Raw genomic sequence first — 21,944 nt, forward strand, 5'->3', positions numbered from 1 at the left:
CCTAATAGGATTAACTTTTTTACTATTATCCGAAAAATGGCTCATGTCCTACTGGATAACCAGCCGAATTTAATTGAACACCTCTTAGTAAATCAGGATGTGCTTGTTTGAATTCGTCTCATAACTTTCTATTTAAGCTATGACGTTCATCGATATTTAATGTAATTCTATCTATTCATTTATATTTATTTGATTGACTAATAATATTTTCAGGTGCATTTGCAATTTTTTCAACTCATCAATAAACAAATTTTGATTGTGATATTACTTTTCAACTAGATTCAATATTTGTATTTCCTGTTAGAGATCTGTCAATTGACAAGGCAATTCTTTCTTTATCTTCAACAGAAATAGCTCGTTTAAATGTATCGTATTGAGCGCCCAGTCTTGACTTTTCATTAACATCTAAATATGGGTTGTTTTTTAAAGCGTTAATAAATTGTAAATAATCGTAATCTAATTTTTTCAATCTTCTAGCTCTAAAATAACTTGTTCTTAGATATTCATTTTCTTTATTAACTGCCATTTCTCTTGTTGTGTTAGCATCTTTAAAGTAAGCCAATAAAATATTTAGCTCGTTTTCAGGAACATTAACTGGGAATGGTCCGGCATCAGAAGGAGAGTTATTTGAATTTGATTTTGCCCTTTCTTCAAAGAACATTAGTCAGTTTCTAATTTCTCCAGCATCTCAACGTGCAACAAATGCTTCGGCTTCATCTAAAACACGTTTATATTGTTCCGAAGTTTTAACTTCTCTAGTAATTTTATCTTGTAAACGTTGTCCTTCAGTTCTAAATAATGCTTGAGAATCAGAGTTTTCGTTACCTTTAATAACATTAATCTTCCTGATAATATCAATTAACACCTTCTTCATATGACTAAAATCTTTATATACAAAGGCATCACCTTCAAACACGAAACCTCCATTTGTTGTTTCAAATGCTAAATCGTTTTCTTCAGCCACTCTTTGTTTTTCAATTAATGCTTCTATATTATCAAGTTGGTTGGATGTTGTTGCTTCGGTAATATTTTTGTTAAGATTCTTCATCTCTTCTGCAGAAAGACCGTTTCTTGGTTGTTTTAAATCAAATAATACTAATTTAGAAAGTCTAGATTTTAGTTCTTCTTTTCTTGAAATTAATGAGAGTAAATTTCCAACATTTTCAAGCTCAGCATCAGTGGTAGCACTATTTAATTTATTTAATAGTTCCTTTTTATCTGATGAATCTTTTAAACTTTGAATTTGTGCTCTTAGTGGTTCTTTTTTGCTATCAAACTCAGATTTTTTAGCTTCAATAGCCTTACGTTTAATTTCCTGAATTCCGTTTTTTCCGTCAATTTCGATAGCTCTATTTAGTTCATCTCTTAGTTGCGATTTTTTAGCATTATTATCTGATAATTTATTAATTTCAGTAACAGCATCTTCCACCGCTTGTTTAATTAATTTATTTTCTTCTTTTAATTCATTTATCTTATCTATGGTGTTAGCATTATTAACTTTTTCTTTTAACTTAGTTATAGCGGTTGAACTTGTTCCACCAGGATAAGTAATAGTTTCTATAAAGCTATTAGCGTCAGCTCTCGCACTATCAAGTTCATTATTTCTTTCTCTAATAGCTTCTTCTTTAATATCAATTAAGTCCTTAGTGGTATTACTATCATTATTTAATCTTCTTTCAAGTTCAGATTTTTTGCCTTGATCATTTACTTGTGAAATAGCAGATTGAGCTTCACGTTTTTTAGTATCATAATCTGATTTGTAATTTCTTACGTTTTGAAGTAGTGTTGCAATGCCTTCATTATCAGTTCTAGAAAATTCTAAGATAAATTCAGATTGTTTTGCCGCTGGTTTAACGGTTGAAATTTCTGTATTTAATGCTTGAATGTCTCTTGCCAAATTATTCAATGTTGTGTCAAGATGAGTATTTGATCCTATTAAAGAAATATTTGAAGTTAAATTTGCCTTTATAGCTTCTTTTGTATTTCGAGAATTTGCATTAATTTCATCATCTTGATTTGTTGATGAAGGATAAGCTAGATTATCAATAAATGTATTATAGTTGGCACGTTCTGCATCGTTTAAATGTTCTGTTATTTTAGCAAGTTTTCCAAATAGCTGTTCTTCGTTATTTTCAGGTAATGTTTCGTTATTTATTTTCTCTAATATTTTATTTTTATCCTCAGCAGATAAATAACGTAAATTACCTTCTCTATTTACATAATTTCTTGCCGCCTCTTGAGCTTTGGAAATTATTTGTTTTCTCAATTCGGTTTCTGTATAAGTGGCGCCAGAAATAGCATCAGGCACTGTTTGGTTAAATATTTTTATCATTTCAGTATAAAATGCTGACAATTCATCGACTGACGAATTAGAAAAAGAATCTATTTCGAATTTATGTAATGATAATCTTTCGCTTCAATCATCCGGCACAGCTTCACTAACATAACTTTCAGTTTTGGCTGAGTTTAAGTGATGTTTAATAGTATCATATGCGGGCACACCTTCGCCTTCTTCATAAGCGAAATGTCTATCGTTAATTAAATCAACTTTTTCTTTCATTTTGTTTTTCAATGCATTAATTTCTTCTAATTTTCTATCTAAGTCTTCAGCTGTAGATAATGAATCAACTTCTTCTGCTAGTTGACGTTTAGCTTCTAAAGCTTCAGCAGATTCTGGATTTGGATAAGGAATTTCACCGATTACCGCTTTAATATCATCTTTCTTAGCTTTTAATGAATTTGCGGATGCAATTAATCCATCAATTTCATTTTTTAATGTAATAGCATCATTTGTATGATCAACAGTTGTTAATGCATTTAATCTGTTTTCTAAATCTTGAATTTTAGAATTATCCTTGTTAGGGCTAGCTTTATAACTATCTAATGCATTTTTAGCAGCTTCTTTGGCTAATCTAAATCTTTCTTGTAAAGCCAAATTATATTGGTTTTTAATCTTATCTACTTTTTCTTTCAATTCATCCATTGTTGCAATGTTTGATGAAACAACGGCTTCAACAGCATCTATAAATGGACGTTTTTGAGATTCAGACATGTTTGTAATGCTGGTAATTTTTTCTTTAATATCAACTTTGTAAGTTTCAATAATTTGTTTTCTAAGATCGGTAACAGAGGAATCTGAAGCTTCTGAACTTGGATATGTTTTATTTAATCTTACATCTCTTATTCCTTGACGTCCAGGAGTTAAACCGTTAATTATGTTTTTGTATTCTTCAAGGTCGCTTGCTCATGTTGAAGGTAAAATATTGTCAACTTCATCTGCGGTCGTAGCACTATTTAAAGCATTTCCAATTCTACCCTTAGCTTCTGCGTTTCGATCTGGATAAGGAAGACCATTTATTGAAGCACTTGCAGTTCTTATAGCTTCTTTTAAGGCTACTAATCTATCATTCATTTCGTTTGCATCATCCATTGAATCTAAAGCATTAATATCTGATGTTAAGGTAATCTTAGCAGGAGCATTATTTGTGTTAGGGAATGGGACCTCACTCAATAAAGTTTTTAATTCAGCTTTTTTGTTAGCTAATTCAATCGCAGCAACTATTTTATCTTTCAAATCGTTTGCTTTGTCTTTATTGGTTACTATATTATTTAACTCAGTTAATAATTCATTGTATTTTTCTGAGCTCTTATTAGGATTATTTGAATATTCTTCAAGTTTTGTTTTAGCAGCTTCAAATGCTGTCTTGTATTCGTTAATTTTAGATCTAACTGTATCGATATTTTCTAAAACATCTTCTCCTGGAGATCTATCAGTATTTTTTAATTCTTTCAATAATTCTGATTTATTATTTGTAGTAGTTCCGATTGTATTCAATGTGTTTAATGCTTCTAAATATCATCCGGTTGTTTTAGCATTGTCAGGTTGAGCAACATATTCAGTAACTCTATCCATTCCAGCTGCATCGGTTTGATCTAATAATTTATTTCTTAATGCTTGTTTAACAGCATCTGGCATGTTATTAGCCGTAATTGCTTTAAGTTTCTTGTTAAATTCAATACCCTTTATATATAAAGGTACAAGTGTATCATTAATATTTTTTAATTGATCGGCTGTTGTAACACTTCTAACATCATCATCTCTTAAATTTTCAAATGGTTTTAAGATTCCAGATGCTCTTGAAGGATAATCTTCTCTCCTTTTCAAACTGTCTCTTATAAAAGTACCAGTTTGAATTTCATTTCCTCAGAATCTTCTTAATTCTCTATATATGCCTTCAATTTCATCTTTTACTGTTTGAGCTTCATCAGCAGTATTTTTGGTTAACAATTCTCTAATTAGATTTTTAGCTATTAAAATGTCTCCTAAAAATTTTGTTTTTAATGCTTCAACAGTTTCATTATCTTTGTTAATTAAATTCTTTAGATTTTTAAGATCATCATCGGCAACTTCTGCTAATTTATTTTTTAAAGTTTGTTTTAGATTATCAATTTGTGAATTAACAGCTTGTTTGTGTTCGTTTGAATCTCTTCCGGCGCTTGATGTAAAGTGAGTAAAGTTACTGTTAATTAAACTCAAAGTATCTATATAACCTTGTACCTTGGTTTCTAAATCAGTAATTTCTGTATCATCAGAAGCAGCTAATTCTCCTAATAACCTATCTTTAGCACTACCGTCTGGTAATGAATTGATTTTTTCTAATAAACTACCAACTTTTTCATGTAATGCAGAAATTTTTTCTTCTATTACCCCGATTTCTTCACGTGTAGTGCTATCAGTAACCACATCATCAACTCAAGTTGTTTTTAATGATTCTTTGGTGTTGGTTGATATAGATGAAAGAGCACCATCTGGATATGGAATATTGTCGATTAATTGTTTTAATCTATCTTTTTTATTTTCAGTTGAACTAGCTGTAGCGGTGGTTACGGCTTGTTCTAATGAAGAAGCTTTGTTTTCAATACTTGAAATAGCCTCATCATCTGTTATGTTTTCATTAGCTGCGATATCTTGTTCTAATTTATTAATTACATCAGTTAAATTTGCAGCGTCAGGATCGGCTTTTAATTGTTTTAATTTTTCTTTAGCTTTTTGCAATTTATCAGCATGATTTACTTTAGCTTCTTCTAATTTTGTAGCAAAATCAGTTTTTATTCTTTCAGCTTTTGCTTTTAATTCATCTAACTTTTGCTTTTGCTCAACATATTTATCTGATTGATCATTATTTGCAATATTGTTAGTTTCTTCGATTGCTTCGTCAAGTTCAGATTTTAGTGATGTCATTTTTGGATCTTGACTAGTAATTGAGTTTGAAACAGTTTTTAATGCTTCTTTAGATTTTAGCATTGCAGCTTTATTTCTAGCGGCAATTTCAGCATCCTTTTCAGCTTTTTTATCTTTTGCTGATTGCAATTGCATACTCATTTGGTTTAATAAATTTTCAAGTTGTTCTCTAGTTTTTGCATCCAAATTATTTTTATCAGTCGCAACGTAATTATTAAGATATGTTTCTAAGTCACTTTTAATTGTAGAATATTCAGGATCATTTGATAATTCATTATTAATATAGTCTTTAATTTCTTTTTCTTTTTCGTTAATCGAATTCTTGATATTTGTTTTTTGAGAATTTGAAGAATCAATAGCTTCTTGAGCTTTTGCAATAGCCTGTTTTAGCTCATTTTGAGCTTCTTCGATTTTATTATTTGCCAATTTAGGTGATTTTTCTTTAGCTAATTTAGCAGATTCAATAGCAGCTTCTAATGTTTCTTTGGCAGTATTTAAATCTGGCTCAGATAACATTGTATCTTTAACAGCTTTGGCATTTTCAATTTCTTTATTTAATTCTCCTAATGCATTATTAGTTATTTCGTCTGCTTTAGCTTTTTCAGTATTATAAAAATCACTAATAGCATTTAAATTATCAGTTTTTTGTTTAATTAAATCTAATGCACCATTTTCATCAATTGTGTCATTTTGACTAATTTTAGTTTCGATATCAGAAATAATATTGGTATAGTTTGCAGTATTATCCGCAGTTTTGGCAGTCTCTAAAATTGTCTTAGCAGCTTCTAAAGCTTTTTTGAAATTATTTTTAGCTTGTTTTAATTTTTCTTCAAAAGCGGCTATTTTTTCATTTGCTTCTTCTTTTAAACTATCAACTGTTTGTTTTTCGGGAACAAATTTATCAGTTTCGTTATTTTTAATAATATCACGAGCTTTTTTAATTTCTGCTTCTAGTTGAGATTTCAAATCAGCCATTTCAGGATCGGTGCTTGTGATTGAATCTTTAACAGCTTCTAATTGATTTGTTGATAACGTTAACGCTTCTTTACTTTGTGTATTTCCTAATTGTTCATTAGCATTATTTAAAGCTTCTGTTATATTATTTAGTTTTTGAGTTAATTCTGCTTGCGTATTAGCATAGCTTGGAGCATTATCATCTTTAACAGTTTTTAAAGCTTCTACTAATTGATTGGTAATTTCAGGATATTCATCTTTATTCGCATTAATAAAATCGGTAATTTCAGAAATTTTACTGTTAATTTTTTCAATTTCTGCATCTTTTAATTCGTTTACTGATGCAATTTTACCTTCTGCAGCTTTATTAGCTTTTTTAAATTCTTTAACTAACTCTCTTAATTCTTCTAATGAATCTTTATTTGCAGGATCTTGATTTTTTGTAATTAATTCTTGAAGTTTTTCTTTTTCAGGATTATATTCATTAGTTTGCATTTGGTTTACTAATTCGTCAGCTTTATTAGCTAATTGAGCTAATTCTGCACTTAAAGTTGCAAACTCTTCGTCTATTTGTTGTTTTTTAGGAGGGATAGATTGAATAACTTTTTCTAAATTAGTTTTAACATCTTCTAATCTTGCCACACCAAAATCACCAACATTAGGTTTAACTTGGTTTTCATAATCGTCTAAAACTTTTTCTAATTCAGTAATTAATGTTTTGTATTTTTCTGTATTTTCTGTTTGAAGTCCATCTTTAGCAGCTGCTAAATCTTCTTTTTTAGATGCAATTGTTTCTTTTAAAGCATTAATTTCTTCAATAATTTTTCTTCTGCCTTCATCGTCAGCATCTTTATATCTTTTAGCTTGTTTAGTTGCGTTGTTCAATTCATTAAGTTTTTCTAAAATATTTGAGCTTGTTGAAGTTGGCTCATCTTTAGTTGTTTCTGTTGAAGTGATTCTAGCATCTAAATCTTTTTTAGAAGGATGGTATTCATTATCAACTTTATATTTTTCTTGTTCTAAGTCTTTACTTAATTGTTTAGCTTCAGTTAATTTAGTTTCAGTAGCTTCTTTAACTTTTTCTAAAAATTTATCTTTTAATTCCCTAGCAGCCTCGTTATATTCATTTACGATTTGATCAACATCTTTTCCTTCTGCATCAGCGTTTTCTAAAGTTTCTTTTGCTTTAGCTATTAAGCCTTCAAATTCAGTTGAAGGGTCAATAACAAGATTATTTTTTATAAATGTTAAATCTTTTTCAGCTTGGGCGATTTCTTTAGATAATTTATCTTTAGCTACTTCCTTTTTAGTGTTTGTCAATAAATCACTTAACTCATTTTTGTTTGAAACTAAATTACCTAATAATGTTTCTTTTTTATTGTTTTTTTCTGCTTTTGCAGTGCTATCGTCTAACTGTTCTTTTTTATCTTGATATTCTTCTTGGCCTTCTAATTTAGTAGATTCTTCTTTAGCTTTTGCTATTAAATCATTTGTTTGAGCTATAATTTCATCTTTTTTATTATCAATTAAATTATTAGCTTCTTCAATTTTAGAATTTAAAGTAGCTAATGCTGAAGTTATATCATCTTTATTTAAATCATTTACAGCCGCTTTAGCTGCTTCAATAGCGTTCTTTAACTCAGTTTTAATATTTGATGAAGCAAAAAGTTCCTCTGCGGATTCAATTTCTTTTAAAGCTTTTTCAGCCGATGGCATTTTTTCATTTAAGTCATCAATAGCGTTTTTAATAACTGAAGCATTAGGTTTTAAATCTTTAGCTTTATTTAAGATATCTTTTAGAGTTTTAGCATCATTATCGTTATTCATTTGAGATTTTAACTCATTAATCTCGTCGCCTAATTTATTTGCCAAACTTCTGTATTTATCGTAATCAAGAGTTGTGTTTTTGTAATTTTCAGCATCTTTAATTAAATCATTAATTTGATTAGTTAAATTATCTCTTTCAGCATTCATCGCATTAATAAACTCTTTATTAATAGCTTCAAGTTCGTCTGCTGTTCTTTTCTTTTCTTCTTGAGTTGCCAAAGGATTGTTTAAAATGGCCTCAGCATCAGCAATGGCCCTTTCTAAATTCTCTTTGTTTTTAAAATCGTTAGGAAGTTTTGAATTAATATCTTTAGCTATTGAAATTTGATCTGTTAACTTAAAAGTACTTTCTAAGTCTTTTAGTAACTCATCAGCTCTGTTTTTAACCTTATCAAGACTAGGTTTGTTATCGGCTCTTTGATATTCTTTTGCTAATTTACTTCTTTCACTTTCAAATTTCTTAATTCATTGTGAAGCAAGCGGGTTGTTTTCATTTTTAGTTTTATAATCATTCAATAAATCGTTAAATGATTTAATTGAAGCTGTTGTGTCTTTATTAACTTCTTCAAGATCTTGATATTCTTTTTTGCTATCTTCAAAAACACTCTTAGCTTGTTCTAATGCATCTAAAATTTTCTGGAAATCTTTGATATTTTCATCTTTTAAAATATTTTCATATTTTGCAATTTCATCAGAAAATTTTCTAAAAAGTTGACTAGTATATGTTTTTTGTGCTAATCTAGTTTCAGCTTTTCATTCTTTCATTTTTTGAACTAATTCTGCGAATTCTTTTCTAGCATCGTTAGCTTTATGATTATCTTCTATCAAAACATAAATTGTACCAGCTGTAGCAACAAGCGCTGCACCAGCTAATACGCCAACTACTGCTTTCTTTTTATCATTTCTTGGCATATTACCTCTATTCTTTCTGTAATACCTAAATTTTATAACAAAAAATATAAAAAACTAATATATATATATATATATGCTCGTTATTTACGAAAATTAACGAAAAATCATCATTTTTTTCTTACAAATTATTACTTTTTTATGCTGATTGTCTTTTAAACTTAATTAATTTAAAAATAAAAAAACCCGGAAAATTCCGAGTTTAAGTGTTTTTAACCTAATAATGGTTTAGTAGGACGTCTATGACCATCTTTATCAAAGTAGTATGTCGAATCTTCTGCCATAGCGGCTCTTACATATGGTACATTTGATTTTAAGCTGTTAATATGATTTTGTAAAGTTGCAGGATCACCTAATCCAGCTACTAAAGTTGAATATTCATATATTTTATCCAAGGTTAGACTCTTATTAGATAAATCATCATTTAATAATTTCATTGATTTGTCAATTATTGAGTTTCTATTACTATTTTTGAAATATCCATAGTTAACATTAGAGGTTCCATTAAATAGAGATTGTCATTGGAAAATTGTGTTAAATAAGTCTTGTGCTTCTGATGGTGTACTAAATGGGATTGCTTGAGTATATAATACTGCAAAATCATCAGCTGTTCTTGAATTTCCATTTCTATCGCTATATGGAATTCCTGTTCTATTATTGTATCTTATATTTGAAACATAATCATATTGTTCAAATTTAGAAATCATATCCATGTAGTGTCTATTATCCCTTGCTGCAAGATGGCCAACTTTATTCTTTAGTCATCTCATAATGTTATTTAATCTAACTTTTTCAAAGAATTTAGTTGCGGCAAATTGACGTTCTAAATTAATTGCATTTTCTAATGAACCATTATCAACTTGTCCATTAAATCATTCGATATAACGTTGATCAACTCAATTTAGGCGTTTATCAATAGTTCCTGAAGGTGCATAAGATGCGTCTAATAATTTTAATCTAACTCTTTCTTTTATAGATGCTCTTAATTTAGTTGCTTCTTGTTCAGCTTTTTGTTTAATTGATTCGTAATCCGATTTATTTTTAGCGGAAGCCATTTCATTATTTAAATTACTTTTAGCTTCGATTCCATCAGGTAATTTAGATATTGCTGTTTGAGCATTTTGTTTAGCGGCATCTAATTCTTTTTTCGCTTGAATTGCATTAGCTTTAATTGTGTCATAATCAGATATAGATGAAGCTCTATTTAAATCTGATGATAAATTATTTCTAATTGTATTACCAGTAGGCAATTTATTAATTTCTGCTTGTGCTTGTTCACGAGCTACTTGTAATCTTGCCTCGTTTGCTAAAGAAACTTGTTCTCTTATTTCTTCAATTTTTTGATTCATTTGTTCGATTGTATAATCAGTGTTTGAAGAAATAGCATTTATTGAAGAAATAAATGTATTTTTTCTAGTTTGTTCAAGTCCTTGAATATTATTAATTTCTTGGACTGCAGAAACTTTATGTGTTTCTATAATTTGTTTTTTAAGTTCAGAAACAGAAGAAGATTGATCTGCTGAAGTTGGATAAGTTTGAGATAATCTTGAATTTAATGCGTTATGTCTATTAGATGGTAACTCATTAATCATATCTTTGTAGCTTGTTATATCAGAAGATCATGTAGTAGGCAGAATTCTGTTTACATCAGATGCGCTAGTTGCTTTATTTAAAGCAGTTCTTATGTCATTTTTAGCATCTTCTCCGCCATTTGGATAAGGCAAGCTAGTTAACGAAGTATTTGCTCTGTCCATTGCTGATTTTAATGCATTTAAATTATTTTTCATTTCAGTTATATCAGTTGAAGCATTAACTGCGTTAATTGAATTTAATATTGATTCTCTTCCTGATGCTCTTGTACCGCCTGGGTAATTAATTGTATTTAATATATCTTTTAATTCACCTTTTTTATTTGCGGCAGTTATTGCATTTTGAATATCTGTTTTAAGTGTATTTGCTTGTTCTAAAGTTGTTATGTTTGCTAATCTTGTTACAAAACTTGAATATAATGATGAATCTTTATTTAAATTAACTGAATAGTCTTATAATTTTAAATCAGTAGCTTCATAAGCTTCTTTAAATGCGATGATTTTATCTCTAACTGTCTTTATATTTGCTAGAACATCATCTGTTGGCGCGTTATGAACATTTTTAAGTTCTTCTAATAATTGGGCCCTATTAGCATCATTTCCAATAAGGTTAAGTTTTTTATAAGCATCTAAATATCAACCAGTATTAACTGGACTACCCGAAGGTTCTGAAATATAACTAATTACATTATTCAAACCGTTTAAATCAGTTTGAGCTAATAATTTGTTTTTCAAAGCATCTTTAACTGCTTGTGGCATGGTTTGTTCATTAATTTTTTTAATTTTATTATTAAAATCTACACCAGCGTGATATAAACGAACAACATTATTATTTATATTTCTCATTTCTTCTGGAGTTGTCACTTTTCTTACAACATTATTTATAAAATCATCATATGGTTTTAATATTCCAGTTGAAGATGAAGGGTAATTGTCTTTATTGCCTCTAATAAATAGACCTTTATCTGAATCTCATCAGAAATTATGTAATTCATTATGAATAGGAGTAACAACGTCATAAACATGTTGTGCGTCAGCAGCAGTTGATTTTTTTGCCAATTCTTTAATTAAGTTATTTGAAATTGCAATATCACCAACAAATGTTGAAGTAATATGTGAAACAGTTTCAGAATCTTTAGAAACTAATGCAGATAAATTATCTAGTTGATCATCTGCAACATTTGCTAATTTTGATTTTAAAGCTTCTTTTAATCTTGTTATTTCATCATTTACGCCATTAACATCGCTTTGCGAATCACTTGTATTATTAGAAATCAATGGAATACTATTAATTTTTCTTAAAATCTGACTGTATTTATCAATTTTAGTTATAAGTGGACTAATACTGCTTTCATTTGCAGATTGTAAACTACTAATAAGACTATTTTTAACATCTCCGTCAGGCAATAATGAAATAGCGTTTGAAGCTTCTTGTACTTTTGATTTTAAAGTATTTAAAGTTGTCTCTAAATTATTTATATCATCTTGCGATGTTTGTGATGTTAATGAGTTAACTAATCTATCAATTAAATCTGTCTTGTTTTGTGTAGTTGCTTGTGAAGATGGGTCTGGATAAGGAATATTATTAACAAAATTGCTGTAATTTTCTTTTCTAGCAGCCAATACCTTTTCATTAATTTGGTTTATAGCATCAGCATAAGGTTGCATATTTGAAACGCCGTCAATCTCTCTTTTAATTTGTTCTTTTCTTTCTGGAGATAGATTTCCCATTGTATCAACAATTGCTTTTGCGTCTGCTTTTTCTTTATCTATATTAGCATGCTCAACCGAATTATTCAAGGCCTCGGTTTTAGCATTGATATCAGTTATGTCAATATTTTCATTTGAAGTATTATTATTTCTAATTATAGTTTCTAAATTACTTATTGCATCAGCATACTTGCTTGGATTTTGTTTTAATTCTTGCAATTTCCTATTTGCAGATGCTAAGGCTTGGTTAAATGCTTCATTTGCTGCGTTTCAACGTGTATTAAAGTCATTTATTTTTTCTCTTGCTTTAGTATTTAGATCATCCAATGCTTCTTTTTTAGAAACATAATCAGAAGAAATATTGCTATCTAATATATTATTAGTTTCAGCTATTGCATCAGTTAATTGTTTTTTAAGTTTAACAATTTCGGGTGCCTGATTTGTTAAGCCATTGGCAGTTTCTGCCACAGCATCTCTTGAAGCTATTAAAGCTTGTTTATTTTGTTCTGCAATTTGATTATCAATATTATTTTTTTCTGATTTTGCCGAAGTTAAAGCGTTGTCTAAATCAGAATAAATTGATTCAAGCTCTGATTTTATTTTGCTATCTAAGGCATTTTCGTTCGTATTTTTATAAGAGTTTAAAGCATTTTGCAATTGCGCTTTTACATCGTCATATGCTGGGTTGGTTAGTGAGTTAATAAATTGTTCAATTTCAGAAGCTTTATCTCTGATTGATTGTTTTAAATTAGTTTTCTCTTGATTTAATTGTTGAAGTTTTTGATTTGCTTGAGTTTCAGATTGTTTAAGCGCTTCTTTTGCAGAGTTAATTTCAGATATAGAAAGTTTAGGAGAATGATTATGTGCTGATTCTGCAATTGTAATAGCATTTTCTAGAGCGCTTTTATCATCATTTAAAGCAGGGTCTGTTAATAAATCTTTTAAGCTATTAGCATTAGATATTTCTTCGTTAAGAGAATTTAAGGCTTGTTCAGTTAATGAATCTTGGTTAGTTTTGTTTTGATTTGCTGCTTCTGTTGCTTGATTTAAAGCATTTGTTTTATCAGTTATTGATGATAATGCTTCATCATCTGAAATATTTTCATTTGTAGCAATAGCATTTTCTAAATCAGAAATAATTTCTGAGTAATTAGCTTTATTATCAGCATTTTTTAATTCTAATAATTTAGCATTGGCAGCTTCTAATGCTTGATGATGTAATGATTTTTTACCTTCTAATTTTTCTCTAAATGTTTTTATTTTATCTTTAGTGTTTTGTTTTAGAGTAATTAATTTATCTTTTTCTGAAACATATTGATCAACAACTTCATTATTAATAATATTATTGGCATTATTTATCGCTTCTTCTAGTTGCGATTTTAATGTTTGCATTTCTGGATCTTGGCTTGTAATTGTTGGTATTAACGTTTCTAAGTTATGTTTAGCATTTATCAACGCTTGTTTATTACGTTCGTTGATTTCTTCATCTTTTTCATTTTTTTGTTCTTTTGCTGAATCTAAATGCGTTTGCATTTGGTTTAAAAGAGTTTCTAATTGACCTTTAGTCTTTTTATCTAAATTATTAGCTTCATTATTATTAAAATCATTTAGATAAGTTTCTAAGTTTCTTTTAATTTCTTCATATTCAGGACTATTCAAGTTGTTATTTATATAATCTTGAATTTCTTGCGCTTTTTCTGATATTTGTTGTTTTAATTGTTGTTTTTCACTGTTTAAATTATTAATTGCTTCATTGGCTTTTTGAATTGCTGATTCTAATTGTTCTTTTGCTAAATTAATATTTGCTATTGTTGGTCTTGGTGACTTATCATGCTCTTCTTGGGCTTTGGTAATAGCTGTAGCTAAAGCTTCTTTAGCTTCAAAAATTGCAGGATCGGTAATAGAGTCTTTGATGTTTGTTGCAGAAGAAATTGTATCTTGTAAAGCTTTTAAAGCATTATTTGTCATCTCATCTATTTTAGCTTTTTCTTCATTATAAAAAGTTTCTATATTATTTAATGCATCAATTTTAGCTCTAATAGATGCTAGCGGATCATTATCGTCGATTGAACTGTTATCAGCGATTTTTGCTTCAATTTGACTAACCAATCCATTTTCAACTAAATAGTTTGCACTATTTTCATCATTTTTAGAAGATTCCAAAACACCGTTAGCCTTTGCTAAAGCTTGTTTGAATTTTTCTTTTAAGTCTGCTAATGTTTGTTCAAATGTTTGAATTTCTTGTTTTGAGTTGTCATATAGTGTAGCAAGCTTATTTTTCTCGCTAACATATTCAGAAGTTTGATTATTAGCTATGATAGCTTTTGCTTCGTTTATTTTTTCATCTAAATTATTTTTTAATGACACCATAGTTGGATCATTACTTGTGATTTTATCTCTTAGTGATTCTACTTTAGTAAGAATTAAAGATAAGTCATCTTTATTTTGAGAATCTTGTAATTCTTTTTTAGCTTCATTAAAAGCATTATTTAAATTTGAATATTTATCTTTTATTTCTTCAAGAGTATTAGCAAATGTTGGTTGATTGTCATTTTGAACAGATTCTAAAGCTTTTTCTAACTTAGCAATTATTTCAGGATATTCATCTCCGTTTGCTGAAATAAATTTATTTATATCACTAACTAAATCATTTATTTTTTCAATTTCAACGGTTTTTTCATCATTTACAGACGTTATTTTTGCTTCGGCAGCTTTGTTTGCTTTGCCAAAATCTTTAACAAGTGCCCTTAATTCTTCAAGCGAATCTCTATTGCTTTCAATTTCTGATTTATTTACTAAATTTTGTAAGTTTTCTTTTTCTGGATTATATTCATCCGTAGCCATTGCCGAAAGCAACTCATTAGCTTTAGTTTTAAGTTCATTTAATTTATTAGTTAGATCTTCAAATTCTGCGTCAATTTCAGATTTTCTCTCCGCTGTTGAATTTAGAGTATCTTCTAAAGTTTTTTTAACTTCGTTTAATCTTGCAACACCATAATCTTCAACTTCTGGTTTTACTCTATTTTTGTAATCTTCTAAAATTCTTGTCAATTCATCAATTAAAGGCTTGTATTTTTCTTGATTTTCATTTGATAAATTATCTTTTTCGCCTTTTAACTCAGATGATTTAGATTCTAATTCTGTTTTTAATTCTTCAATTTGTCTAATTATTGCATTTCTTTCATTATCATCAGCATCTTTATATCTTTTTGCTTCATTATAAGCTAAATTTAGTTTATGCAATTCTGATAAAACATCTGAAGTTATTGAATTTTGAGAATCTTTAACAGTAGTTGCACTTTGTATTCTAGCATCTAAATCTTTTTTAGCTCCAGGCTCTTTACCACTTACTAAATAAGTATCTCTGCCAAGTTCATTTGAAAGTTCTTGTGAGCTTTGGATTTTTTCATTGGTTGCTAATTTTGCTTTTTCTAAAAAGTTATTTATTAATACTTTAGCAGCTTCATTATATTCATTTACAACTTGATCAACACTTTTATCTTTACTATCAGCAGTATTTAAAATTTGTTTTGCTTCATTAATTAAAGTCTCAAATTCTGTGTTAGGAGATATAACATTATTTTCTTTTATAAATGCCAAATTCTTTTCTGAATCTGAAATAGCTTTTAATAAATTGTCTCTAGCTACTGATTTTCTAGTATCTGATAGAATTTTTTCTAACTCGTTTTTATTTTTAATCAAGTCTCCTATGATTGTTTTGTTATTATTGTGTTTTTCTACTTTAATAATAGTGTCATCTAAAAGCTCTTTTTTATTTTCATACTCTTCAGATGTTAATTTAGCAGATTCTTCTTTTGCTTTTTCAATTAAAGTTTGAGTTTCTGAAATCGTATTATCTTTACGCGTTGTTTAGATTACTTTCTAATGTTACAAATGCATTTTTAATAGTTGTTGCATTTAATGTATCTAATGAAGCTGTTGCATCATTAACGGCATTTTCTAATGTTTCTTTAATATTTGAAGATTCAAAGGTATTTGGTGATGAATTTATTTCTAATAAAGCACTTTCTGCATTTGGCAATGTTTCTAAAATCTGATCAATAGCTTCTTTTACTAATGATGCATCTGGTTTTAAATTATTAGCTTTTAGTAATATATTTTCCAATTCTAATAACTCATTGTCCTCAGCCATTTTGTTTTTTAATTCTTGAATTTGATCATTAAGTTTCGAAGATAGCGATATGTATTCTTGAGAATCAAGTGTTGTATCTCTGTATTTCTCAGCATCAGCCAATAAAGCATTAATTTCATTTGTAATTAATTCTTTTTGTTTTATTAATTCTTCTTCAAAATGATTATTATATTGATCAATTTTTTTGGTTTCTTCAATGATTCTATCTTTTGTATAATCATTAGAATTAAAAGCGTTTATTGCATCTTGAATTGCAGATTCATAATTATCTTTATTTTTAAAATTATTAGGTAACTTAGCATTAATATTTTCGGCTCTTTTTATAGCTGTTGATAAATCAAAAATTGACATCAATTCTTCAAGTGATGTTGCTACTTTATTTTTTAATTCCAACAATGAAGATTCGTTATTTGTCTTTGTATATTCATCGTCAAAGTATTGTTTCTTTTCTTTAAAATATTCTACCTTTGTCAATACTAGCTGATTATTTCTATTATCATCTTGAAATCTATATATTAGTGATTCAAATTCAGCAATTAACTTCAATGTTTCAATGTTAGTATTTTCAAGCGATGAATATTTTTTTTCATCTGATTGATAGTCTGTTTTAATTTCGTTCAATAGTCGCTCTAGTATTTTGAAATCTTTAATTTTATCATCAATTAAAGCGCCTTCATATTTTTGAATCTGTTTCGATGTTTCTAATTCTAATTCTCTTGCATAATGTTTGTTTTCTAATTTGGCTTTTTTTCAATCTTTTAAAGAGTTTACTAGTTCAGCTAATTGTTTTCTAAAGTCATTAGCTTTTTTATTATCTTCTAGTAATACATAAATTGTTGCTGCAGTAGAAGCTAATGAAGCAACAGTAAGAAATCCAATGACACCCTTTATTTTTTTATTATTCTTAGGCATATAATCCTTCCTTTATTGTGTTTTTGTTTATTCATAAATATGTATTTGTTTCAATATTGTTTCAATGTTTCGTAGTTTATCTTTTTTTCTATCTTCTTTAAAAAAATGTAACCAGCATTTATCTAAATTCAATAGATTGTTTTTTTAGTGTAGTCGTATTTTATTAACCAAGATTTTTTTAAAACTAATTAACTTTCTGCCTATATTTTAAATCTCCTTTTTTAGTAATGATTTTATCATTATAACAGAATTACAAATATTTTTATTATTTTTTTCTATTTTTTACGTGAGATTTTCTTATTTTTTTCCCAATAAAAATAGCAATATTAGAATTTTAATGTGTATTTTTTAAAAAATCGTATTTCTGTGGGCAATCGCTTAAATAATAAAAAAGTGTAAATATTCAACGAGGGATTAAAAATGTTATAAAAAATAATGCAATACTCATACATTGAGTTTTGCATTGTGATATTAAATATTAAAACATTGATAAATTCAATATAAAGTTTTGAATAACATTCAATCTCTATTCATTGACATTGAATAAAAAACATTGATAAATTCAATATAAATAAAAAAATTCCTCACATTATCATGAAGAATTCTATTTTATAAAACTAATTATTTTTTATGTCTTCGTCTCTTACGCCAAATGGAAAAATTTCGTATAAAAAGTATTCTTTTGTTTCTGATAGATCATTATTGTAAAGAAATACTTTTGCATCACGTTTTAAAAATTGTGTAATAACTTGAACACATGCTCCACAAGGATATAAAACTTTGTTTAGATTACTTATAATATGAATTTCTTTAAATTCTCCGATGTGTGATCCATGAACAACGCTTCCAAATAAAGCAGATCTTTCTGCGCATAATCCACTAGGAAAGGCTGCATTTTCGCAGTTAACTCCAAAAAACTCTCTACCATCTTTATCTATGGCGCATGATGCAACTTTTACACCCGAATAAATTCCGTAAGCGTAATTTAATTTATTTTTTAATTCTTTTATTTCCATAATAATAATTATAGTTTAAATTATTAATCTATTAATATTTTTCATGTGGCATAAAAAGTGTCAAGTATTTTTACTTAACAGAAGAAAAATATGTTATACTTTATTTATTCTTTTAAAACTTATACAAATTAGAAAGGAAAAACCATGGTTAAATTAAGATTAAAAAGAACCGGTAAAAAATTCCACGCAACATATAAAATAGTTGCTTCTGATGCAAGAAGCCCACGTGATGGAAGATTTATCGAAGAATTAGGTCACTATGACCCTCATGCAAAAGCTCTATACTTAAATAAAGAATTAACTACTAAATATTTAAATGAAGGTGCTAAACCAACTGATACAGTTAGAACTCTTTTAAAACAAGATAACTTCTACTCAGAATATGTTAAAAATAAAAAATAAATAGCATTCTTATGAAAATAAACATTCTTACATTATTCCCAGAGTATTTTAAGGCATTCATCACACAAAGCATAATTGCTAAAGCCATTAAACTAGGTCATTTAGAAATAAATATTATTAATTTTAGAGATTATTCAAAAGAGAAAAATCAAAAAGTTGATGACACAGTTTACGGCGGAGGTGACGGTATGCTTCTACAAGTTGAACCGATCGACTTAGCTCTGCAAACTGTTCCTGACAGTTATAAAATTTTAGTTAGTCCACAAGGGCAAACGTTTAATCAAAATAAGGCGCACGAATTGGCAAAATTAAATGAAATAACTTTAATTTGTGGTCATTATGAAGGTTTTGATGAAAGAGTATTAAATTTTGTTGATGAAGAGTTATCTGTTGGAGATTATATTCTTACAGGAGGAGAAATACCTGCAATGGCAATTAGTGAAGCAGTTGCAAGATTAGTGCCAGGTGTATTAAAAAAAGGTTCGCATCAAAACGAAAGTTTTGAAGGTGACGGCCTTCTAGATTATCCTCAATATACTCGTCCAGCTGAATACAAAGGTCTTAAGGTACCCGAAGTACTTTTGGGCGGAAATCACGCTTTAATAAATGAATGACGTAAAGAAAATGCATATTTAAAAACCTTAAAAAATAGAAAAGATATTATTGAAAGGAAAAAACATGAGAACTAAATTATTAGAATTCGTAGAACAAGACCAAATCAGAACTGACTTACCACAAGTTAGAGAAGGATTCAACGTTAGAGTACACGTACGTATTAAAGAAGGTAATAAAGAACGTATCCAAGTATTCGAAGGTCTAGTTATCGCAGCTTACGGTGAAGGTATTAACAAATCAATTACAGTTAGAAAAGATTCATACGGTGTTGGTGTAGAAAGAACATTTAAAATCAACTCACCTTTAATTTCAAATATTGAAGTAATGAGAAAGAACAAAGTAAGAAGAGCAAAACTATACTACATGAGAGGCCTAAAAGGCAAATCAGCAAGATTAAAAGAAATCAAAAACAAATAATAATATTAGCTGGTAATTTTTATTCCAGCTTTTATTTTTTTTAAAAAAATCAGAGTAAAATAAAAGTGTAACTATAAAGAGAAGGCGAGAGACAGGCTCAACGACCCTTCAGCAACTTACTTGAAAAAGCAAAGTGCTAAAGCCTGAACGATAGGGAATTTTTTTAATATTAATATTTAACCCTATCTAACTATAGATCAGGGTTTTTTATATAGTTACCTAAGTAAAAGTTAAAAATTATGCTTAGTAAATAATTATTAATAGTGATTAGGAGACTTATAAATTATGAAATTAATTAACATAAAAGATAATTCTAGTGAAGAAGTTTTGAGCAAACTAAAACATTATGCTGAACAAGAAATAATATTATTCAAAGCAAGTGAAGAACAAGATTACATATTTTGAATAATAGAAAACAGTAATCTTAAAGAAATATCTTTAAATGAACTATCTAAATTAATGAAAATATCAACAGATCAAATTAAATTATCAACAGCAGCAATGATTATGTATGATATGAATGAGTTTTCAATTGATTAGAGTAATTATTTAATCATTTATAAAATAATTAAGAGGTAAAATTATGATGACAAAAGGTTTAATGAATTTTTTAAAAAGAATGCACGAAGGAATTATAGAACCAATAGATATCATTGCTAAAAATGGATTAAAAAAGATGCATGATAAAAGATTTGAAAATAGCATTTTAGAAAGTTTAAATGCTTATAAAAAAACAAGTGGCTATATAATCAAAATTGAAAAAGAAGGATTTGCTACTTTTAAAATCGACCTAGGCGAAGCTAAAAGTTGAAATCAGTTAGATAATAATCTAAAAGCCGAATGCGAAACTTTTATTCAAAAAGAGGCATTAAAATACGGTGAAAAATTAGGGTTCTGATATGATGAAAATCAAAAAGAAATAATTTTAGATTTAGTTCAAATAATAGATGATATTAAAGAATTTTACAAAACAAAAAATGAATCAGAGCAATATGTAATCCTTGACTTAAAATCAGGTGTTGCGATAATAAATCGTGGCGAATAAAAAAAATAACCAATAACAACATTGAAAAAATATTTTTCAATAAGTTTGGTTATTTTTTTATACAAAAATTAAATTATTTTTCGAATTCTTTAATAACGTATGATGAGTTAAATAAATACAATAAGCTTCCTCAATCAAGCGCAAAAGTTACGATATCACCCGCTTTATATTCAATATCTGAATCTTGAGCGTTAATAATCATATGGTCAGAAGAACCGCCTAAAATTTTAAGTTTATCGTCGTATGGAATCATTGCATCAAACATTGTATCCAATTTTCCGATTGCTAAAATAATTCTCTTAATATCACCAATGTCTTCAAAATAAGGAACATGACCGAATGCATCAATTCCGCAAGCGCCTATTGGCATTGAACTTTTATAATCAACTTCAACAACCTCAGCTTCACATCTAAATGCGTCACGATACATTCCGTCAATAGTTTGACGATACATATCTTCAGTTCCAAATATCATTGCAAATCCCATTCTTAAAACATTAATTTCTTCTGGCATACGGTTTTCTCATACCATATGCAAACTCAATGAGTTACCGCCTGACATGTGGGTTAATTTAATATTTAATTCATCTTCAATTTTATGTTGAATTTCAACAAATTGCTTCATTGTTTCATCAGATGGTATTCTTGCGCCATAGCATCCAAAATTACATCCTAAACCAATTAATTTAACACCTTTCATTTCACTAATTAACTTAGCTGATTTTAAAGCATCCTCAGGTAAAACACCTTCTCTTCTATCGCCTAAGTCAACCATTAAAACAATCTCATGTGGTTTTTTATTATTTTTCAAACAATAATCACTAATTTTTTTAATGACATCCAAATCACCATTTAATGATGAGTCACATAATTCAATCATTCTAGGTATTTCAGAAATCATTGGTATTCTTAAAAGTTGTTTGTGTCCTGGAATATCTTTATAAACTTCAAAATTATCTAATCTTGAATCACCGAAGTTTTTAATACCAGCTTCGGCATATAATTCTGCCATTCTACGATTGCCACAAAATCCTTTTGTTACTGCTAGTACATCAATATTTTTTGCTTTACAAATTTCTATTGCTCTTTTAACATTAGTTTTAAATTTTGTTTCATTAATAACAATTTTTGGGTTTCCCATATTTACTCCTTT

At 28.2% G+C, this 21,944-nt stretch carries 11 protein-coding genes and 1 riboswitch; of the genes, 5 read left to right on the plus strand and 6 right to left on the minus strand.

Features of this window, described 5'->3' with window-relative positions; translation table 4 throughout:
- Window positions 1-25: 25 nt before the first annotated feature.
- From AB5V95_RS01380 to AB5V95_RS01400, 5 genes are all read right to left on the minus strand, one after another.
- Entirely contained in the window at window positions 26-8,935 is an 8,910-nt protein-coding gene (locus AB5V95_RS01380) for a hypothetical protein (protein WP_369086084.1), read from the minus strand.
- 209 nt (window positions 8,936-9,144) lie between these two features.
- Window positions 9,145-10,719 (minus strand): hypothetical protein, encoded by a 1,575-nt coding sequence (locus AB5V95_RS01385; protein ID WP_369086085.1) that lies wholly within the window; start codon window positions 10,717-10,719, stop codon window positions 9,145-9,147.
- Between the two features lie 255 nt (window positions 10,720-10,974).
- Window positions 10,975-15,933, minus strand: a complete 4,959-nt coding sequence (locus AB5V95_RS01390; protein ID WP_369086086.1) for a hypothetical protein — start codon at window positions 15,931-15,933, stop codon at window positions 10,975-10,977.
- 157 nt (window positions 15,934-16,090) lie between these two features.
- Complete coding sequence (locus AB5V95_RS01395; protein WP_369086087.1) at window positions 16,091-17,296, minus strand: hypothetical protein; 1,206 nt, start codon at window positions 17,294-17,296, stop codon at window positions 16,091-16,093.
- Between the two features lie 617 nt (window positions 17,297-17,913).
- Window positions 17,914-18,312 (minus strand): cytidine deaminase, encoded by a 399-nt coding sequence (locus AB5V95_RS01400; protein WP_369086088.1) that lies wholly within the window; start codon window positions 18,310-18,312, stop codon window positions 17,914-17,916.
- A gap of 144 nt (window positions 18,313-18,456) precedes the next feature.
- On the opposite strand from AB5V95_RS01400, the gene rpsP reads away from it, so the two are divergent.
- The 5 genes from rpsP to AB5V95_RS01425 all read left to right on the plus strand — a co-directional run bounded on the left by rpsP (window position 18,457) and on the right by AB5V95_RS01425 (window position 20,791).
- Complete coding sequence (gene rpsP / locus AB5V95_RS01405; RefSeq protein WP_369086089.1) at window positions 18,457-18,714, plus strand: 30S ribosomal protein S16; 258 nt, start codon at window positions 18,457-18,459, stop codon at window positions 18,712-18,714.
- A gap of 11 nt (window positions 18,715-18,725) precedes the next feature.
- Window positions 18,726-19,403 carry a tRNA (guanosine(37)-N1)-methyltransferase TrmD gene (gene trmD, locus AB5V95_RS01410; RefSeq protein WP_369086090.1) on the plus strand — a complete coding sequence of 226 codons (678 nt, stop codon included), beginning with the start codon at window positions 18,726-18,728 and terminating at the stop codon, window positions 19,401-19,403.
- The gene (gene rplS, locus AB5V95_RS01415) at window positions 19,393-19,746 is read left to right on the plus strand and encodes a 50S ribosomal protein L19 (protein ID WP_027122617.1); all 354 of its coding nucleotides are present in this window, start codon (window positions 19,393-19,395) and stop codon (window positions 19,744-19,746) included. The genes trmD and rplS overlap by 11 nt, the downstream gene beginning before the upstream one ends.
- Window positions 19,747-19,814: 68 nt before the next feature.
- Window positions 19,815-19,903: riboswitch (SAM riboswitch) on the plus strand.
- Window positions 19,904-20,031: 128 nt separating this feature from the next.
- Window positions 20,032-20,286: a hypothetical protein gene (locus AB5V95_RS01420; protein ID WP_369086091.1), complete on the plus strand. Its 255-nt coding sequence runs from the start codon at window positions 20,032-20,034 to the stop codon at window positions 20,284-20,286.
- A 43-nt stretch (window positions 20,287-20,329) separates the two neighbouring features.
- Window positions 20,330-20,791 (plus strand): hypothetical protein, encoded by a 462-nt coding sequence (locus tag AB5V95_RS01425; protein ID WP_369086092.1) that lies wholly within the window; start codon window positions 20,330-20,332, stop codon window positions 20,789-20,791.
- A 73-nt stretch (window positions 20,792-20,864) separates the two neighbouring features.
- Here the strand turns inward: AB5V95_RS01425 and AB5V95_RS01430 are convergent, their stop codons facing one another.
- A complete protein-coding gene (locus AB5V95_RS01430; protein ID WP_369086093.1) occupies window positions 20,865-21,932 on the minus strand; it encodes an alanine/ornithine racemase family PLP-dependent enzyme in 1,068 nt (355 codons plus the stop codon).
- Between the last annotated feature and the right edge of the window lie 12 nt (window positions 21,933-21,944).

The sequence above is a fragment of the Metamycoplasma spumans genome (assembly GCF_041026625.1).
GTDB classification, from domain to species: Bacteria; Bacillota_I; Bacilli_A; order Mycoplasmatales; family Metamycoplasmataceae; genus Metamycoplasma; species Metamycoplasma spumans.